The 16,764-nt window shown below is 69.1% G+C and carries 12 protein-coding genes; 7 read left to right on the forward strand and 5 right to left on the reverse strand.

What is annotated here, in order from left to right:
• Window positions 1–9: 9 nt before the first annotated feature.
• The gene (locus LGM42_RS01625; RefSeq protein ID WP_226231395.1) at window positions 10–4,197 is read left to right on the forward strand and encodes a bifunctional nitrate reductase/sulfite reductase flavoprotein subunit alpha; all 4,188 of its coding nucleotides are present in this window, start codon (window positions 10–12) and stop codon (window positions 4,195–4,197) included.
• Between the two features lie 47 nt (window positions 4,198–4,244).
• Here the strand turns inward: LGM42_RS01625 and LGM42_RS01630 are convergent, their stop codons facing one another.
• Both LGM42_RS01630 and LGM42_RS01635 read right to left on the reverse strand, forming a co-directional pair.
• Window positions 4,245–5,021 carry an SDR family oxidoreductase gene (locus tag LGM42_RS01630; RefSeq protein ID WP_226231396.1) on the reverse strand — a complete coding sequence of 259 codons (777 nt, stop codon included), beginning with the start codon at window positions 5,019–5,021 and terminating at the stop codon, window positions 4,245–4,247.
• Window positions 5,022–5,025: 4 nt separating this feature from the next.
• Entirely contained in the window at window positions 5,026–5,463 is a 438-nt protein-coding gene (locus LGM42_RS01635; RefSeq protein WP_060310878.1) for a GlcG/HbpS family heme-binding protein, read from the reverse strand.
• Window positions 5,464–5,572: 109 nt separating this feature from the next.
• Here LGM42_RS01635 and LGM42_RS01640 point away from each other — a divergent pair, with 109 nt between their 5' ends.
• The 4 genes from LGM42_RS01640 to LGM42_RS01655 all read left to right on the forward strand — a co-directional run bounded on the left by LGM42_RS01640 (window position 5,573) and on the right by LGM42_RS01655 (window position 11,300).
• On the forward strand, window positions 5,573–6,487 hold the full coding sequence (locus LGM42_RS01640; protein WP_226231397.1) for a LysR family transcriptional regulator: 915 nt from the start codon (window positions 5,573–5,575) through the stop codon (window positions 6,485–6,487).
• Between the two features lie 80 nt (window positions 6,488–6,567).
• A complete protein-coding gene (locus tag LGM42_RS01645) occupies window positions 6,568–7,002 on the forward strand; it encodes a hypothetical protein (protein WP_226231398.1) in 435 nt (144 codons plus the stop codon).
• Window positions 7,003–7,428: 426 nt separating this feature from the next.
• Window positions 7,429–10,023: a bifunctional lysylphosphatidylglycerol flippase/synthetase MprF gene (gene mprF, locus LGM42_RS01650; RefSeq protein WP_124657811.1), complete on the forward strand. Its 2,595-nt coding sequence runs from the start codon at window positions 7,429–7,431 to the stop codon at window positions 10,021–10,023.
• Complete coding sequence (locus tag LGM42_RS01655) at window positions 10,020–11,300, forward strand: virulence factor family protein (RefSeq protein WP_060310880.1); 1,281 nt, start codon at window positions 10,020–10,022, stop codon at window positions 11,298–11,300. Before mprF ends, LGM42_RS01655 begins: the two co-directional genes overlap by 4 nt.
• A 66-nt stretch (window positions 11,301–11,366) precedes the next feature.
• Here the strand turns inward: LGM42_RS01655 and LGM42_RS01660 are convergent, their stop codons facing one another.
• From LGM42_RS01660 to LGM42_RS01670, 3 genes are all read right to left on the reverse strand, one after another.
• Window positions 11,367–11,756 carry a hypothetical protein gene (locus LGM42_RS01660; RefSeq protein WP_226231399.1) on the reverse strand — a complete coding sequence of 130 codons (390 nt, stop codon included), beginning with the start codon at window positions 11,754–11,756 and terminating at the stop codon, window positions 11,367–11,369.
• A 97-nt stretch (window positions 11,757–11,853) separates the two neighbouring features.
• Window positions 11,854–13,287 carry a PLP-dependent aminotransferase family protein gene (locus LGM42_RS01665; RefSeq protein WP_226231400.1) on the reverse strand — a complete coding sequence of 478 codons (1,434 nt, stop codon included), beginning with the start codon at window positions 13,285–13,287 and terminating at the stop codon, window positions 11,854–11,856.
• A gap of 65 nt (window positions 13,288–13,352) precedes the next feature.
• A complete protein-coding gene (locus LGM42_RS01670) occupies window positions 13,353–13,808 on the reverse strand; it encodes a hypothetical protein (RefSeq protein ID WP_226231712.1) in 456 nt (151 codons plus the stop codon).
• On the opposite strand from LGM42_RS01670, the gene LGM42_RS01675 reads away from it, so the two are divergent.
• Both LGM42_RS01675 and LGM42_RS01680 read left to right on the forward strand, forming a co-directional pair.
• Window positions 13,790–14,920, forward strand: coding sequence for an extracellular solute-binding protein (locus LGM42_RS01675; protein WP_226231401.1), 1,131 nt, complete (start codon window positions 13,790–13,792; stop codon window positions 14,918–14,920). The genes LGM42_RS01670 and LGM42_RS01675 overlap by 19 nt on opposite strands.
• A complete protein-coding gene (locus tag LGM42_RS01680) occupies window positions 14,917–16,686 on the forward strand; it encodes a GGDEF domain-containing protein (RefSeq protein ID WP_226231402.1) in 1,770 nt (589 codons plus the stop codon). Before LGM42_RS01675 ends, LGM42_RS01680 begins: the two co-directional genes overlap by 4 nt.
• The last annotated feature ends 78 nt before the right edge of the window (window positions 16,687–16,764 follow it).

Here is a 16,764-nt window from a genome sequence, read left to right on the forward strand (position 1 = left end):
GGAGCACGCATGACCGCCACCCCCGTCAAGAGCGTGTGCCCGTACTGCGGCGTCGGCTGCGGGATGGTGCTGCACGTCGAGGACGGCGAAGTCGTCAAGGTATCCGGCGACGCCGACCATCCGACCAACTTCGGGCGGCTGTGCACGAAGGGTTCGTCGGCGCACGTCGCGCTGCGCCGTTCGGGCCGGCTCGACCGTGCGTTCGTGCGCCGCGCGCGCGAGGACGACCTCGTGCCGCTGCCGGCGCGCGACGCGATCGCCGAGACCGCGCGGCGGCTGCGCGCGGTGCTCGACGCGCACGGGCCCGATGCGCTGTCGTTCTACGTGTCGGGGCAGATGTCGATCGAGGCGCAGTATCTCGTCAACAAGCTCGCGAAGGGCTTCGTCGGCACCAACAACATCGAGTCGAACTCGCGCCTGTGCATGGCGAGCGCGAGCACCGGCTACAAGCAGTCGCTCGGCGCGGACGGCCCGCCCGGGTCGTACGACGATTTCGATCGCGCGAACCTGTTCTTCGTGATCGGCGCGAACATGGCCGACTGTCACCCGATCCTGTTCCTGCGGATGATGGATCGCGTGAAGGCCGGCGCGAAGCTCGTCGTCGTCGATCCGCGCCGCACCGGCACGGCCGACAAGGCCGACCTGTTCCTGCAGATCCGGCCCGGCACAGATCTCGCGCTGATGAACGGGCTCCTGCACCTGCTGCATGCGAACGGGCGCACCGATGCCGCGTTCATCGACGCATACACCGAAGGCTGGGATGCGATGCCCGCGTTCCTCGCCGACTACACGCCCGACCGCGTCGCCGCCATCACGGGGCTTGCCGAGGCCGACATCCGCACGGCCGCGCAATGGATCGGCGACGCGCAGGAATGGATGAGCTGCTGGACGATGGGGCTCAACCAGAGCACGCACGGCGTGTGGAACACCAACGCGATCTGCAACCTGCATCTCGCGACCGGCAAGATCTGCCGCCCGGGCAGCGGGCCGTTCTCGCTGACCGGCCAGCCGAACGCGATGGGCGGGCGCGAGATGGGCTACATGGGCCCGGGGCTGCCGGGCCAGCGCTCGGTGGCGTCCGACGACGACCGCCGCTTCGTCGAGAACCTGTGGCGCGTGCCGGCCGGCACGCTGCGCAAGGACACGGGCAACGGTACGGTCGACCTGTTCGAGCGGATGGCGGCCGGCGACATCAAGGCGTGCTGGATCGTCTGCACGAACCCGGTCGCGACCGTGCCGAACCGGCGCAACGTAATCGCCGGGCTGCAAGCCGCGGAGCTCGTGATCGCGCAGGACGCGTTCCTCGATACCGAGACCAACCGCTATGCGGACATCCTGCTGCCGGGCGCGCTGTGGGCCGAGGGTGACGGCGTGATGATCAACTCCGAGCGCAACATGACGCTGATGCGCGCGGCGGTCGCGCCGCCCGGGGATGCGCTGCCGGACTGGCGCATCGTCGCGGAAGTCGCGCGCGCGATGGGCTTTGTCGACGCGTTCGACTATGCGTCGGCGGCCGACGTGTTCGACGAGATCGTCCGTTTCTCGAATCCGGCGACCGGCTACGACCTGCGCGGCGCGAGCCATGCGGCGTTGCGCGACGGGCCCGTGCAATGGCCGGTCGCGCCGGGCACCGCGCGCGAGCGGCACCCGATCCGCTACCTGAACGACGGCGTGAGCCAGACGCCGCGCGCGGCCGACGGCGGGCACGATGCGCCGCGCCTCGCGTTCCCGACGCCGTCGGGCAAGGCGCGCTTTTTCGCGCGACCGCACGTCGATCCGGCCGAACTGCCCGACGGCACGTTCCCGATCGTGCTGAACACCGGGCGATTGCAGCATCAGTGGCACACGATGACGAAGACGGGCAAGGTCGCGATGCTGAACAAGCTCAACCCGCGTCCATTCGTCGAACTGCACCCGGACGATGCGAGCGCGCTCGGCATCGCCGCGAAGGACAGCGTCGAGATCCGTTCGGCGCGTGGCCGCGCGGTGTTACCGGCCGTCGTGACCGAGCGCGTGCGGCGCGGCAACTGTTTCGCGCCGATGCACTGGAACGACGTGTACGGCGACGACCTGTGCATCAACGCGGTGACGAACGACGCGATCGACCCGGAATCGCAGCAGCCCGAACTGAAATATTGCGCGGTCGCGCTCACGCGCGTCGACACGGACGCGTTCGCGTCGGCCGACGATGACACGGCGCGCGTCGACGCAGGCGCGGACGATGCACCGCCCGCGCCTGCGATCTCGCCGATCGCGGCTTCACAGGAATTCGACATGGCAGACCTCGACACTTTCGCGGCCGCGCTCGGCGTCGCCGATCTCGCGCCGCCGCCGCTGACCGACGCCGAGCGGCTGTACGTGGCCGGCCTCGTCGGCGGGCTGAAGGCGAGCGCCGGCCGTCGCGACGGCGGCGTGCCCGTGCTGCCGGCCGGCGCGCCGTTGACGCCGCCCGTGCGGTTCTGGCTCGACGGAATGCTCGCCGGCCTGTTCAGCCGCGCGCTGCCTGCCGGCGCGCAGAGCGCGGCGGCGCCCGCGCTGCCGGCCGACGCCGCCGCGGCCGGCGGCGTGCGCATCGTGCGCCCGCGCCCGAAGGTCACGTTGTTGTGGGCGTCGCAGACCGGCAACATCGAATCGCTGACCGAGGATTACGCGACGAAGCTGATGAACGCCGGCTTCGAGATCCGCACGGCGTGCATGTCCGACTATCCGGTCGCGTCGCTCGCCGGTGCGCAATACGTGCTGCTGATGACGAGCACGTTCGGCGACGGCGATGCGCCCGACAACGGCAGCGAATTCTGGGACGCGTTGCAGGCCGGCGGCGCCGCGCGCCTCGACGGCGTGCATTTCGCGGTCCTCGCGTTCGGCGACCGCAACTACGACCAGTTCTGCGGCCACGGTCGCCGGCTCGACGCGCGCCTCGCGGAACTCGGCGCGGCGCGCCTGTGCGCGCGGGTCGATTGCGACGTCGAATTCCAGCACGATGCCGATCAGTGGCTCGAACGCGTCGTCGCGCGCATCAAGGAGGCCGATGCCGCGCTGCACGCGGTGCCGTCCGGCGGGATGAGTCCGTCGGGGCTGGTGCCGACGAAGGCGCATCCGGCGCCGTCGAAGCTCGTCGCGAACCTGCGGCTGAACCGGCCGGGCGCCGCGAAGGACACGCGCTACGTGTCGCTGTCGACCCAGGGCGCGAATCTCGAATACGAAACCGGCGACGCGCTCGGCGTATGGCCGACCAACTGCCCCGAACTGGTCGACGAACTGCTGTCCGTCACCGCGCTGAAGGCCGATGCGCCGGTGTCGGTGCCGGGCGTCGGCGACATCCGGCTCGGCGATGCGCTCGCGCGCCACTTCGACATCACGCGCCCGCATCCGGACACGCTGGCCTTCATCGCGTCGCGCAGCGCGAACGGCGCGCTGAAGTCGCTGCTCGGAGACGATCGCAAGAGCGACCTGAAGCAATGGTTGTGGGGGCAACAGCTTGCGGACGTGCTGCACGAATACCCGGTCGAGCTGTCGGGCGCGGAGCTGGTCGGCATGCTCAAGCGCATGCAGCCGCGCCTCTATTCGATCGCGTCGAGCCCGAGCGCGCACGCGGGCGAGATTCACCTGACCGTGTCGGCCGTGCGCTATCACAACGGCCGGCGCGCGCGCAAAGGCGTCGCGTCGACGTTCCTCGCCGATCGCGCGGACGACGGCCGCGTGCCCGTGTTCGTGCAGAAGTCCGCGCACTTCCGGCCGCCGGTGAACGGCGACGTGCCGATCGTGATGGTCGGCCCGGGCACCGGCGTCGCGCCGTTCCGCGGCTTCCTGCACGAGCGGCGGGCGCGCGGCGCACGCGGGCGCAACTGGCTGTTCTTCGGCGAGCAGCACGCGCGGACCGACTTCTATTACGGCGACGAGCTCAGCGAGATGCATGAAAGCGGCTTCCTGACGCGGCTCGATCTCGCGTTCTCGCGCGACCAGGCCGACAAGGTCTACGTACAGGACCGGATGCGCGAGCAGGGCGCCGAGCTGTTCGCATGGCTGGAGGAAGGCGCGCACTTCTACGTGTGCGGCGACGCCGCGCGCATGGCCAAGGACGTCGATACGGCGCTGAAGGCGATCGTCGCCGAGCATGGCGGCATGTCGGACGAAGCCGCGAACGATTACGTCGCGCGGCTTTCGAAGGCGCGGCGCTACATGCGCGACGTGTACTGATGGCGTGAGCGAAGCGGCCAACGCCCGCCCGCCGCGTCGGCGGCAGGTTATTGCCGCCGCTCCCACGCACGCGCCTGCTCGGCGCGCACGAACGCTTCCGACGAGGCCGGTAGCAGGTTGCGGAACGCGCCGCCGTCGCCGTCGATCACGTCGACCATCTTCGCGATCATTTCCTCCGGGTCGTGCTGTTCGAGCGGGAACGTCAGCCGCGCGGGCGTCACCGTGTGCACGGCCGAATCGTGCCAGCGCCGTATCGTTTCCATCATCCGGTCGTTGAAGCCGGTGCGGTACGGGCCGGGGTTCACGACCGCGACCTGGATCCCGTGCGGTTCGAACTCTGCATGCATCGCCTCGGCCACCGATTCGATCGCATGCTTCGACGCGCAATACGCGCCGGTGAACGGCCCCGTGATCAGCCCGGCGATCGACGACACGAACACGATCTTGCCGCGCCAGCGCGCGAGCATGCCGCGCGCGACTTGCTGCGTGAGGTCGAGCGGCCCGAATACGTTGACGTCGAACAGTTCGCGAACGATCTCCATCGGCAGATCGACGAGCGCGCCGGCTTCGCCGACGCCCGCATTGTTCACGAGCACGTCGATTTCGAGATCGGCCGCGCGGGCGCGGTCGTAGGCGGACGTGACATCGAGCTTGATCGCCTGCAGCGAGGTGCCGCGCCGGGCTGCTGCGGCGTCAAGCGTGTCGATCTCGGCCGCGGTGCGCACACCGGCCGTCACGTGATGGCCGCGTTCGGCGAGCCGCAGCGCGACTTCGAGGCCGAAGCCAGAACCTGCGCCGGTGATGAGAATGCGTTTCTGTGCCATCTGCTTACCTTGTGGTGTGAAGGGTTGCCTGAAAAAGGTCGCGGCAGTGCCGCGCGATCGCGGTGTCTTCGTCGACGCTGCCGCCCGAGACGCCGATCGCGCCGACGCAGCGCCCGTCGCCGTCGACGAGCGGTTCGCCGCCGCCGAACGTGACGAGCCCGCCGTGACTGTGCTCGATGCCGCGCAGCGGGCCGTCGCCCGACATCGCGCCGAGCGCGCCGGTCGACGCGCGAAAGCGCACCGCCGTCAGCGCCTTGCGCTGCGCGAGATCGATCGCGCCGAGAAAACAGCCGTCGGTGCGCACGAACGCGAGCAGGTTCGCGCCGGCATCGACGATGGCGATCGCGACGCCGGCCATCTGTAGCGATGCGGCATGCGCGAGCGCCGCGTCGATCGTGCGGCGGGCGACGGCGAGCGGCAGTGCGGCGGTGAGCGGGTTCATACGGGGGGCTCCGATAGGACGACAGGGCCAGTGTAGGCAGTTGCGGTATATGCGAGAATCCGCATTCCGCTGGAAGCAGTTTCAAGTTTTTTTAATGATGGGGCAGGCGATGAGCAGACGCGATCCGATGGCCGGGCTGCACGTGTTCATGACCGTCGCGACGGCCGGCAACTTCACGCGCGCGGCCGCCGCGCTGGGCCTGACGCCGGCCGCCGTCAGCCTCGCGATCGGGCAGCTCGAGGGCGAGTTGAACGTGAAGCTGTTCAACCGCAGCACGCGCGGCGTGAGTCTCACGGAAGCCGGCCAGCGCTACTGGCGGCAGACCGAACCCGCGTACCGGCAGGTCATGCAGGCACGCGACGAACTGAAGGATGCGCGCAGCGAGCCGAGCGGGCTACTGCGCGTGACCGCGCTGCCGCTCGCGCGCTTGCTCGTGATCGCGCCGGTGCTCGCGACGTTCCGCGAGCGCTATCCGAAAGTCCGGCTCGAAATTCGCTACGAGAACGAACTCGTCGACATCGCGAAGGACGGCTTCGATGCGGGAATCCGCCTGGCCGACCGGCTACAGCCGGGCATGATCGGCGTGCGGATCGCGCCTGCGCTGACGTGTGCGCTGGTCGCGTCTCCGGCCTATCTTGCCCGGCACGGCACGCCCGAGTCGATCGCCGCGCTCGCGCGGCATGCGTGCATCCGTTTCCGGTTTTCGGAAAGCGGACGCCTGCACAAATGGCTGCTGCGCGACGGGCGGCACGACGTCGATCTCGATCCCGATGGCGTGTTCGTGACGAACGACGACGATGCGGTGATCGACGCGGCGCGCGCTGGGGTCGGCATCGCGTTCGCGTTCGTGCGCGAGCGGATCGAGCAGGACCTGCGCGACGGCACGCTCGTCGAGGTGCTGCCCGGTGCGTGCCGGACGCTGCCGCCGATGTGGCTGTATTACGTGAACCGCAAGCACGTGCCGGCCAAGCTGCGCGCGTTCATCGACGTGCTGCGCGAGCGTGAAGGCGCGGGCGCGGCGTAAGCGCAGCGGCCGGGCCCGCTGCAACGATCGATCCGGCGGCGCATGATGGCGGCTCCACCACGAAGCCATGGAGTCGCGCGATGACCATATTTCCGCATTTTCCGATTCGAACGCTCGTGATTGCCGCGGCGGTGGCGGCCGTCGCGATTTCCGGCGCACCGGCCATTGGCCAGACGTCGACGGTGCCGGCCGGCACGGCTGTCGCGACGCCCGACAATGCGATCCTGCTGACGGTGTTCCTGAAACACGACCAATCCCGCCCGCTCGCCGAGTTGAATGCGCAACTCGCGAAGCAGGGGTTCTACAAGGCGTTTCCGCCGCCGGGCGTCGAAGTCGTGAGCTGGACCGTGACGATGGGAATCGGTCAGATCGTCGTGCTGCGGCTGCCGGCGTCGCGGCTGCGCGAGGTCAATCGCGTGCTCGAGGACACGGCCTGGGGCGCGTACCGGACGGAGTTCTACCCGACTTACGATTACAAGGCGATCGGGTTGGGCGAGCATGAGCGGGCGAAGTAGCGTACAGGGGTGTATTTCCGCACCGACGGTGCGCCGCACGGGCGCACCGGATCGACTCGTTCCCATTTCGAAACGCGCCGCGCCGTCGCGTTTTCGTCCTCACCGTCCGCGCTTGGCGCGGCAGATTTCTCCCAAATGGATCACAACGCGTTCATCCGATGAAAAAACCGCCCCGGTTCCCGGTATGATGCGCACCTGCGTTCGTGGAACGCCGTATTTCTATGCGGTTTTGATGCGCAAGACATCACAAATTCGCACAAAGCGAACATGAAAGATTTTGTAATATAAGTTCCGTATACTCGTAAGTTCTGGTTTCGGCGCCGCCCGCCCTCGTCCTGGCCGGCCGCCCACGCAGAACAACGAGATTTTCGTCGCCGCCCGGCCCACCCGCGCCGCGACACGCTATGCACCACCACTGAACACGTTATGTCTTCCCGCCACCCTGGTTCGCCCGGCCCTGCCGCGGCGGTGATCGCCCGTGCCCGGGCGCTGATCCGCCACGAGCGCGTGCTGTCGCCGCTGCTCGCGCTCGGTATCGGCCTGCTGCTGATCGTGGTTTTCCAGCACCTGTCGGAATCCGTCGACTACCGGTCGGTGATGCGCCAGTTGCGTCACATGTCCGTCGTCGAATGGAGCGCGTCGCTCGCCGCGACGGCGCTCAGCTATCTCGCGCTCGTCGCCCGCGATGCGGTCGGCCTGCGCTACGTCGCGGCCAGGGTGCCGCGCGTCGCGCTATGGATCGGCGCGATTGCCGGCTCCGCGCTCGGCAACGCGACCGGTTTCGGCGCGCTGACGGGCGGCGCGGTGCGCGCCCGCGTGTACGGCGTATCGGGCGTCACGCCCGCCCAGATCGGCCGGATGACGGTGTTCACGAGCGGCACGCTCGCGCTCGCGATGGTGCTGATGACGGCGGTCGGCATGGTCTGCGTGCCGGAGGCGCTCGCCGCGATGCTGCACGTCGCGCCCGGCGTGCTCACGTGGACGGGGGCCGCGTTGCTCGTCGTGCTCGCCGCGCTGGTCGGGCTGTGCGGCAACGCCGCGCGCCCGGTCGCCACGCGCTTCAAATGGTTGTCGTTCGACGTGCCGGCGCGGCGCGATCTCGTCGCGCAAGTCGTCTACGCGGTGCTCGACGTCGCCGCCGCGGGCCTGACGCTGTGGGTGTTGCTGCCGGCGGCGCCCGTCGGCTTCCCGACCTTCATTACCGTCTATGCAGCCGCGTTGCTGCTCGGGATGATCGGCCATACGCCGGGCGGGATCGGCGTGTTCGAGGCGGCGATGGTCTTCACGCTCGGCCGCGAAGTGCCCGCGCACGAAATGGTCGCCGCGCTGATCGCGTATCGCGCGATCTATTTCGGCGTGCCGCTCGTGCTGTCGGCCGGCCTGCTGGCCGGCTTCGAAGGCCGTGCGCTGCGGCGCCGGCTCGTCACGCGGCAGGCCGCGCGTGTGTCGCAGCTCGCGCCGGTGTTCCTCAGCCTCGTGACGTTCGCGGTCGGCGGGATGCTGGTGATCTCGAGCGCGACGCCCGCGTTCTGGCACCGGATCGCGATCCTGCGCCACATCGTGCCGCTGTGGGTGCTCGAAGGCTCGCAGGTGATCTGCAGCGTGCTCGGCGTTGCGCTGCTGTTCGTCGCGCGCGGGCTGCTGCGCCGGCTCGACGGCGCGTGGTGGATGACCTTCGCATTGACGCTCGCGAGCCTCGCGCTGTCGCTGGCCAAGGGCCTCGCGTTCGTCGAGGCCGGCGTGCTCGGCACGCTGCTCGTGCTGCTGCTCGTCAGCCGCCGCCGGTTCAACCGTCATTCGTCGTTGCTCGCCGAGCGCTTCACCGTGAGCTGGTTCGTGTCGGTGGCGCTGGTGCTGATGCTGGCCGTGTGGGTGCTGTTCTTCGCGTTCCGCGACGTGCCGTACACGCGCGAGCTGTGGTCGCATTTCTCGTTCGATGCGCGCGCGCCGCGGGCGCTGCGCGCGACGCTCGCCGCCGGCGTGTTCGTTGCCTTGTTCGCGCTGTGGCAACTGCTGCGCCCGGCGCCCGGGCGTTTCGTGAAGCCCGCGGCGCAGGATCTGGTCGACGCGGAGCAGATCATCCGCGCGCAGGAATGCAGCGACGCGGGCCTCGCACTGATGGGCGACAAGTCGTTCCTGTTCTCGGAGTCGCGGCGCGCGTTCCTGATGTACGCGAAGAACGGCCGCACGTGGGCCGCGCTGCACGACCCGGTCGGGCCGCGCGAAGAGTGGCCGGCGCTGATCAGCAAGTTCATCGCGCTCGCGCATGCGCACAGCGGCCGCGCGGCGTTCTACCAGGTGCGCGCGAACGCGCTGCCGCTGTATCTCGACGCGGGGCTCACGCTGATGAAGCTGGGCGAGGAAGCGCATATTGCGCTCGACCAGTTCGACCTGAAGGGATCGAACCGTTCGCACCTGCGCTATGCGCTGCGGCGCGGCGACAAGGATGCGCTGACGGTCGAGGTGATCGCGCCGGACGACGTGCCGGCCGCGCTGCCCGCGCTGCGCGACATCTCCGACGGCTGGCTCGACAGCCGCGATGCGCGCGAGAAGAGCTTCTCGGTGGCCGCGTTCCACGACGGCTATCTCGCGACGCAATCGGTGATGCTGGTGCGGCAGGCCGACAAGCCGATCGCGTTCGTCACGTTCATGACGACCGACCTCAACACCGAGGCGACGGTCGGCGTGATGCGCCATCTGCCGGACGCTTCGCCGTACGCGATGGAGTATCTGTTTACGCAGCTCGCGCTGCATCTGAAGGAAGCGGGGTTCCGCAAGCTGAGCCTGGGTATCGCGCCGTTCTCGGGGATGGGCGCGGCGAAGATGCCGTCGCCGTTCCACCGGCTCGGCCTGATGGTCTGGCGCTTCGGCGGCCGCTTCTACAACTTCCGCGGCTTGCGCGCTTTCAAGAGCAAGTTCGAACCGCACTGGGAGCCGCGTTATCTCGCGGCCTCGGGCTCGGTCGGCGTGTTCGTCACGCTCGCGGATCTGTCATTGCTGGCTGGAGGTCGGCGTTCATGATGTTGACGAAGGGAATCGCGCGGGCGGCAGCCGCCTGCGCGGGAATGATGCTGGCCGGCGCCGCGTGCGCGGCGCAGCCGGCCGCAGTGAAAGCCGAAACCGTGTCCGGCGGCCGCTATGGGCCCGTGACCGTGACGAAGCCAAGCGGGCCGCTGCGCGGTTTCGTCGTGCTGTTCTCGCGTGAGGCCGGCTGGCATGCCGCCGATCAGCAGGCGGCCGACGCGCTCGCGAAAGCCGGGGCGATGACGGTCGGCGTCGATTCCGGGCGTTACGCGGCGAATCTCGCCGCGAAGCAGGAGGCCTGCCACCACCTCGACGGCGACGCCGAGGCGGTCAGCCATCAGCTCGAACGTCTCGCGCAGTCGTCGCGCTATTTCACGCCGATCGTCGCGGGCGTGGGCCAGGGCGGCGCGATCGCGAAGCAGATCCTGTCGATGGCGCCGGAGAACACGATCGCCGGTGTCGTCGCGGTCGGTCCGGCCGCGAAGCTCGATCCGCGCTTCAAGCCGTGTCCGCCCGATCCGACGATCGTGCGCCGCGCGATGCCGGGCTTCGTCGAAACGGCTGCCGCGGGCGACACCGCGAAGCTCGTGTCGCTCGTCACGTCGCACCTGCACGACACCACCAGCAGCGACGAGCTCGACGTGTCGGACCTGCCGCTCGTCGAGCTGCCGGCCAAGGGCGGCAGCGACCGGCTCGCGATCGTGATCTCGGGCGACGGCGGCTGGCGCGATCTCGACAAGACGATCGCCGAGGCGTTGCGGCGCGACGGCGTGTCGGTGGTCGGCATCGACAGCCTGCGCTATTTCTGGAGCGAGAAGCCGCCCGCGCAGGTGAGCCGCGATCTGGCCCGGGTGATGCGCACCTACATGGCGCGCTGGCATGCGAGCCGCGTGGCGCTGGTCGGCTACTCGTTCGGCGCCGACGTGATGCCGTTCGCGTACAACCGGCTGCCGGCCGACCTGCGCGACAAGGTCGTGGTGATGTCGCTGCTCGGCTTCGCGCCGTCCGCCGATTTCCAGATCCGCGTGACGGGCTGGCTCGGCATGCCCGCCAGCGACAACGCGCTGAAGGTCGCGCCGGAGATCGCGAAGGTGCCGCCGGCGCTCGTGCAGTGCTTCTATGGCGCGGAAGAGACGGACACGATGTGCCCGGCGCTCGCGAACACGGGCGCCGACGTGATCAAGACGCAGGGCGATCACCACTTTGGCCGCGATTACATCGCGCTCGAAAAGAAGATCCTCGGCGGGTTCGGCAAGGCGACGGCGGCGCGCTGAACGCAGGCGGCGCCCGCGTGACGTCGGGCGCCGGCCGGTTTGCTTGCGGTTCATCGCGTTCCGAGGTCAAGCGTCGACGACGAGCGCCGGATCGAGTGCGCGGATGCGCTGGTCGATGAAGTAGCCGCCGCCTTCCTGGTAGCGCAGGAACAGGCGGCCGCACGTGCGGCAGCGGTTGACGGTGCAGCGGTTGTACGGGAAATGGCGCGGCGCGATCGGTGCGTCGTCCGACGCGTAGCGCGTGCCGGCCGGATGATATTCCGCATAGGTCGGCTCGGCCTCGCCCGGCGCGACGAGCGTGGCCACTTCGGTCAGTTGCGTGTCCGGCAGCGACAGCGGCAGGGTCGTCCAGCCGGCGAGCGAGGTCCTCGTGCATGCGCACGGCTGCGTGACATGCGCGGCTTCGGCCGTCAGTTTCAGCAGCGCGTCGTGATCGATGTAAGGCAGTGGGCTCATGAGCAATCGGGAAAGGGCGGCAGGACCTGCAATGTAACCCGCGTGCGGCCTGGCTGCATGGCCGTGACGCGCCCCGCGCCGCGCGCATCGTGTGCGATCAGCCTGCCTTGCGGACCGGCGGCTGCGCGACCAGTTCGCCGAGCACGCGGATCGCGCGTTCGATGTCGCGGCTCCACGGGTGGCCGAAGTTCACGCGCACGCAGCGCTCGAAGCCGTGCGCGGCCGAAAAGAGCGGCCCCGGCGCGAAGCTGACGCCGCGAGCGATCGCCTCGCGATGCAGTTCCATCGCGTCGATCGCATCGGGAAACGCGAGCCACAGAAAATACCCGCCGTCGGGCCGTACCCATTCGACGCCGGCCGGCAGCCAGCGCCGCAGCGCGTCGTCCATCCGGTCGAGCTGCGCGTGCAGCGCGCCGCGCAGCTTGCGCAGGTGCCGGTCGTAGCCGCCGTGCTCGAGATAGTTCGCGATGCCGGCCTGCGCCGGAATGCTGGCCGACAGCGTCGTCATCAGCTTGAGCCGCTGCACCTTCTCCGCGAACCGGCCGGCGGCGGCCCAGCCGATCCGGTAGCCGGGCGCGAGCGTCTTCGAGAACGAACTGCAGTGCATCACGAGGCCACGACGGTCGAACGCGCGCGCGGGCAGCGGGTAGTCCGGGCCGAAATGCAGCTCGCCGTACACGTCGTCCTCGATCAGCGGCACCTCGCGCGCCGCGAGCAAGTCGACGAGCGCGCGCTTTTTTTCGGTGGACAGCGTGACGCCGGTCGGATTCTGGAAATTGGTCATGAACCAGCACGCGCGGATGTCGTGCCGGTCGAGCGCGTTCGCGAGCGCATCGAGATCGAGGCCCGTACGCGGATCGACGGGAATCTCGACCGCGCGCAGGTCGAGCCGCTCGATCGCCTGCAGCGCCGCATAGAAGCCGGGCGCTTCGACGGCGACGACGTCGCCGGGCCGCGTGACGGCCATCAGGCACAGGTTCAGTGCTTCGAGTGCGCCGTTCGTGACGACGATTTCGTCGATCGGCTGCGAGATGCCGGTGGCGAGATAGCGCCGCGCGATCTGCTGGCGCAGCGCTTCGCTGCCGGGCGGCAGGTCGACGACGGTGCTCCACGGGCTCACGAGCCGCGCGGCTTGCGCGAGCGACTTCGCCAGACGCGGCAGCGGAAACAGTTGCGGCGCCGGGAACGCGGACCCGAGCGGCACGATGCCCGGCTGCGTGGCCGCATCGAGCACGGAGAACACGAGGTTGCTGATGTCGACCTTGCGCGTGGCGCCGACGCGGCTCGTACGGTGCTTCGCCACCGGGCTCGCGGCCGGTTGCGCGCCCGGCGCAACGTAGTAGCCGGAGCGTTCGCGCGCGCGGATCAACCCCCACTGTTCGAGCAGGTAATACGCGCGAAACACCGTCGACTGGCTCACGCCATGCTGCGCGATGATCTGCCGCAGCGACGGCAGGCGCGTGCCGACGGCAAGGTTGCCGTTGCGGATGTCGTCGGCGATCGTATGGGCCAGGGTTTCGTAGCGTTTCATCGGCGTGGGCGGAGCGCGTCGCCGCCGTGCACGGGCCGCAGCGGCGCCGCGCCGGCGGGCGCCGCTCATTGTCCGATGCGCGGCCAGAAAAGGAAAGCGCAGGGCGGCGGCCCTGCCGTCCTGCTGCGCCGGGCCGCTTTCGGCTCGACATGTCGCTTGCCGCCGCCGCGCGGCGGCGGTTCAACCTTGCCGACGATGAGCCGATACGGCAGCGCGTCGGCCACCGCGAGCGGTACCACGAACGTGCTTTTCGCGATCTTCATCACGCAGAGGCAGGCCGTGATGGAGATCGCGCGAAATTGCTCGCGAAGTTCTGGATGCCGAAGAGCGATGCGACGTCCGCGGGCGTCGGGGTGCGGCGCGGCGCGGGCCCATGTAATTAGGTTGCGTTCAGCCGTGACGCCAGCGAGCGCGCGCGATGTGCGGCTTGTTCCGATTGCGTGCCCCTGCGTTTTATGGTCTCGTTGCGGGATATCGCATCGACCCGAAAAAGGACAGTCGAATGCAGCGGGGCGAGTCACGCGGGGTCCGATTGATCAGGCGAATCGGCGCACACAGGCGCGCACGCGGCGCCGTGCGCGCGCTGCTTGTCGTATTGACGCTGGGCTTGCTGGCACCCGCGCCGCCCACCTTCGCCGCCGCTCCCGAAACCGCCAACGACAACGTGCTGCGCGTGCTCGCCTGGCCCGGTTATGCCGACAGCGATGTCGTCAGCGCATTCGAGGCGCAGTTTCATGTGCGCGTCGAGGTGACGCTGGTCGATTCCGACGAAGCGCTGTGGGCGCGTATGCACAGCGCATCGCCGCCCCCGTACGACGTGCTGGCCGCGAATACGGCCGAGATCCAGCGCTATGCGCACGAACGCCTGCTTGCACCGATCGACCTGCCGCGCGTCCCGAACCGGCGGCGGCAGTTGCCGAATTTCCAGCAGCTCGCGACGATCGGCGGCCTCGTGCAGGACGGCGCGTCCTACGCGATTCCGTTCACGTATTCGTCGATGGGGCTGATCTACGACCGCAAGCAGGTGCCGGCCGCGCCGCGCTCGATGCGCGAGTTGTGGAATCCGCGCTATCGCGGCAAGGTGCTCGACTTCAACAGCGCGCAGCACAATTTCTCGTTTACGGCGCTGGCGCTCGGCTATCCCGATCCGTTCCGCCTGTCGCCTGCGCAGACGCTTGCCGTCGCCCGCAAGCTGATCGACCTGCGCCGCAACCTGCTGACGTACTACACGCTGCCCGAGGAGGCGACCGCGCTCTTTGTCCAGCATCGCGCGGCGCTGATGTTCGGCAACTACGGCACGCAGCAGGTCGAGCAGTTGCGTCGCGCCGGCGCGGACGTCGGCTACGTGATCCCGGACGAAGGCGCGCTGGCATGGCTCGACTGCTGGGCCGTCACGCGCGGCGCCCAACGTCCCGAGCTCGCGTTCGCGTGGATCAACTACATGCTCGAACCGGCGATCGGCACGCTGCTCACCGAGCGCCAGGGCCTCGCGAACACGCTCGAGCCGCCTCGTGGCGTGGAGACCGGGCGCCAGCATCTCGTCTGGCTTCAGCCCGTGGAGGACATCGCCCGCCGCGAATCGCTGTGGAGCCGCATCGTGTCGGGCGACCGGCCAGAGCAGTTCGGAAAATGATCCGGCTCGGGCTCACGTCGAAGCTGTCGGTGCTGTTCGCATGCATCGGCGTGATCGCGTCCGGCACGACCGGCTACTACGCGTATCGCGCCAACCGCGCGATGCTCGTGCAGGAAGCGCAGCACAGCCTGCTGATGTCGACGCAACTGCTCGGCCAGCGCTTCACGACCGCGCTCGCCGACGTGGCCGACGATGCGCTCGTGCTCGCGCAGTTGCCGTCGTCCGCGTTCGTCGCGGGCGCCGACCACCCGGACAACGCGAGCCGCATGCGGCTCGAGCAGGTGTATTACAGCTTCATGAGGAATCATCCGGAATACCTGCAGATCCGCCTGATCGCGAGTGGGCATTTCGGGATCGAACGCATTCGTCTCGATCGCGATGCGCGCGGCATCGTCGTGCTGCCGGAAAGCGTATTCCAGGAGAAAGGACAGTTTTCCTACGTATTCGATACGCTCGCGATGGCGCCCGGTCATATCTACCTGTCGCCGATCGCGATCAATCACGAGACGGGCGCGCATGCGGCGCAAGGGCTGCCGATCCTGCGCGTGGGGACACCGGTGGTCGACGCGTCGGGCCAGACGGTCGGCGCGCTCGTCGTCGACGTCGAGCTGTCGCGCGTGTTCGACCGGCTCGAACGCGATCTGCCGCCAGACTATGGGGTCTATCTCGCGAACGAGTGGGGCGACTTTCTCGTACATCCCGATTCGTCACAGACCTTCGGCTTCGATCGCGGCCGGCGCGTGCTGATGCAGGATCGCTTCGCCGCCACGCGCGCGCTGTTCGACAGTGCGCGCACGAACGTGACGCTCAACGGCCTCGCGCAACCCGACGAGGCGCCGGGCCAGATGTTCGCGTTCGTGCGTACGCCGTTCGGGCACGACGAGGGCAATCGCTTCGTCGTGCTCGGGATGGCCCGCCCGCTGGGCGACGTGCTCGCGCCGGCCGGCATGCTGGGCGAACGGATCGTCAGGATGGTGCTCGTATCGAGCATGCTCGCGGTGATCCTTGCGATCCTGTTCGCGCGTGCGATCACGCGGCCGTTGCAGACGCTTGCGCGCGCGGCGACGCATGTGTTCGACGATCCGGCCGCCGAGCGGCTGCCGGTCGCGCGTGCCGACGAGATCGGCGTGCTTGCGCGCTGTTTCGAAAGCATGCGCGTCGAGATCCGCACGCAGGTCGCGATGCTGCGCGCGAAGCAGCAGGAGCTCACGCATCTCGCCGGCCACGATCCGCTGACCGCGCTGCCGAACCGTATGCTGTTCATGGAGCATCTGGACGCCGCGATCCGGCACGCGGCCGCGGTACGCGAAGGGCTGGCCGTCATGTTCGTCGACCTGGACGGGTTCAAGCAGATCAACGACCAGCTCGGACACTCGGCCGGCGATCGCACGCTGGTCACCGTTGCGAAGCGGTTGACCCACGTGCTGCGCAGCGGCGACATGGTGGCCCGGCTGGGCGGCGACGAATTCATCGTGCTGCTCTCGGACGTGCATTCGCCGGCGGTGATCGGCGATGTCGCGACGCGCATCCAGATCGTGATGGCCGAGGAACTGGAGTTCGACGAACGGCGCGTGGCCGTCGGGGCGAGCATCGGGGTCAGCGAGTTCCCCGCGGACGGCGCGTCGGCCGAGGAACTGCTCGTCAAGGCCGACGCGGCGATGTACGCGGCCAAGGCGTCCGCGCAGTGCGCATGCGTGCGCTACCAGGATCTGATTCGGGGCAGCACGCCGGACGAGACCGGTCGCGTCGCGTCGGGCGGCCGCTGACGGCGGGCCGAAACGCGACGAGCCCGTCGCGGGACGGGCTCGTCGCCGTGCGGGCTGCGCGCGCCGGGCGCGCGGCGG

It is taken from the genome of Burkholderia sp. AU39826 (assembly GCF_020419965.1).
Classification (GTDB): Bacteria; Pseudomonadota; Gammaproteobacteria; order Burkholderiales; family Burkholderiaceae; genus Burkholderia; species Burkholderia semiarida.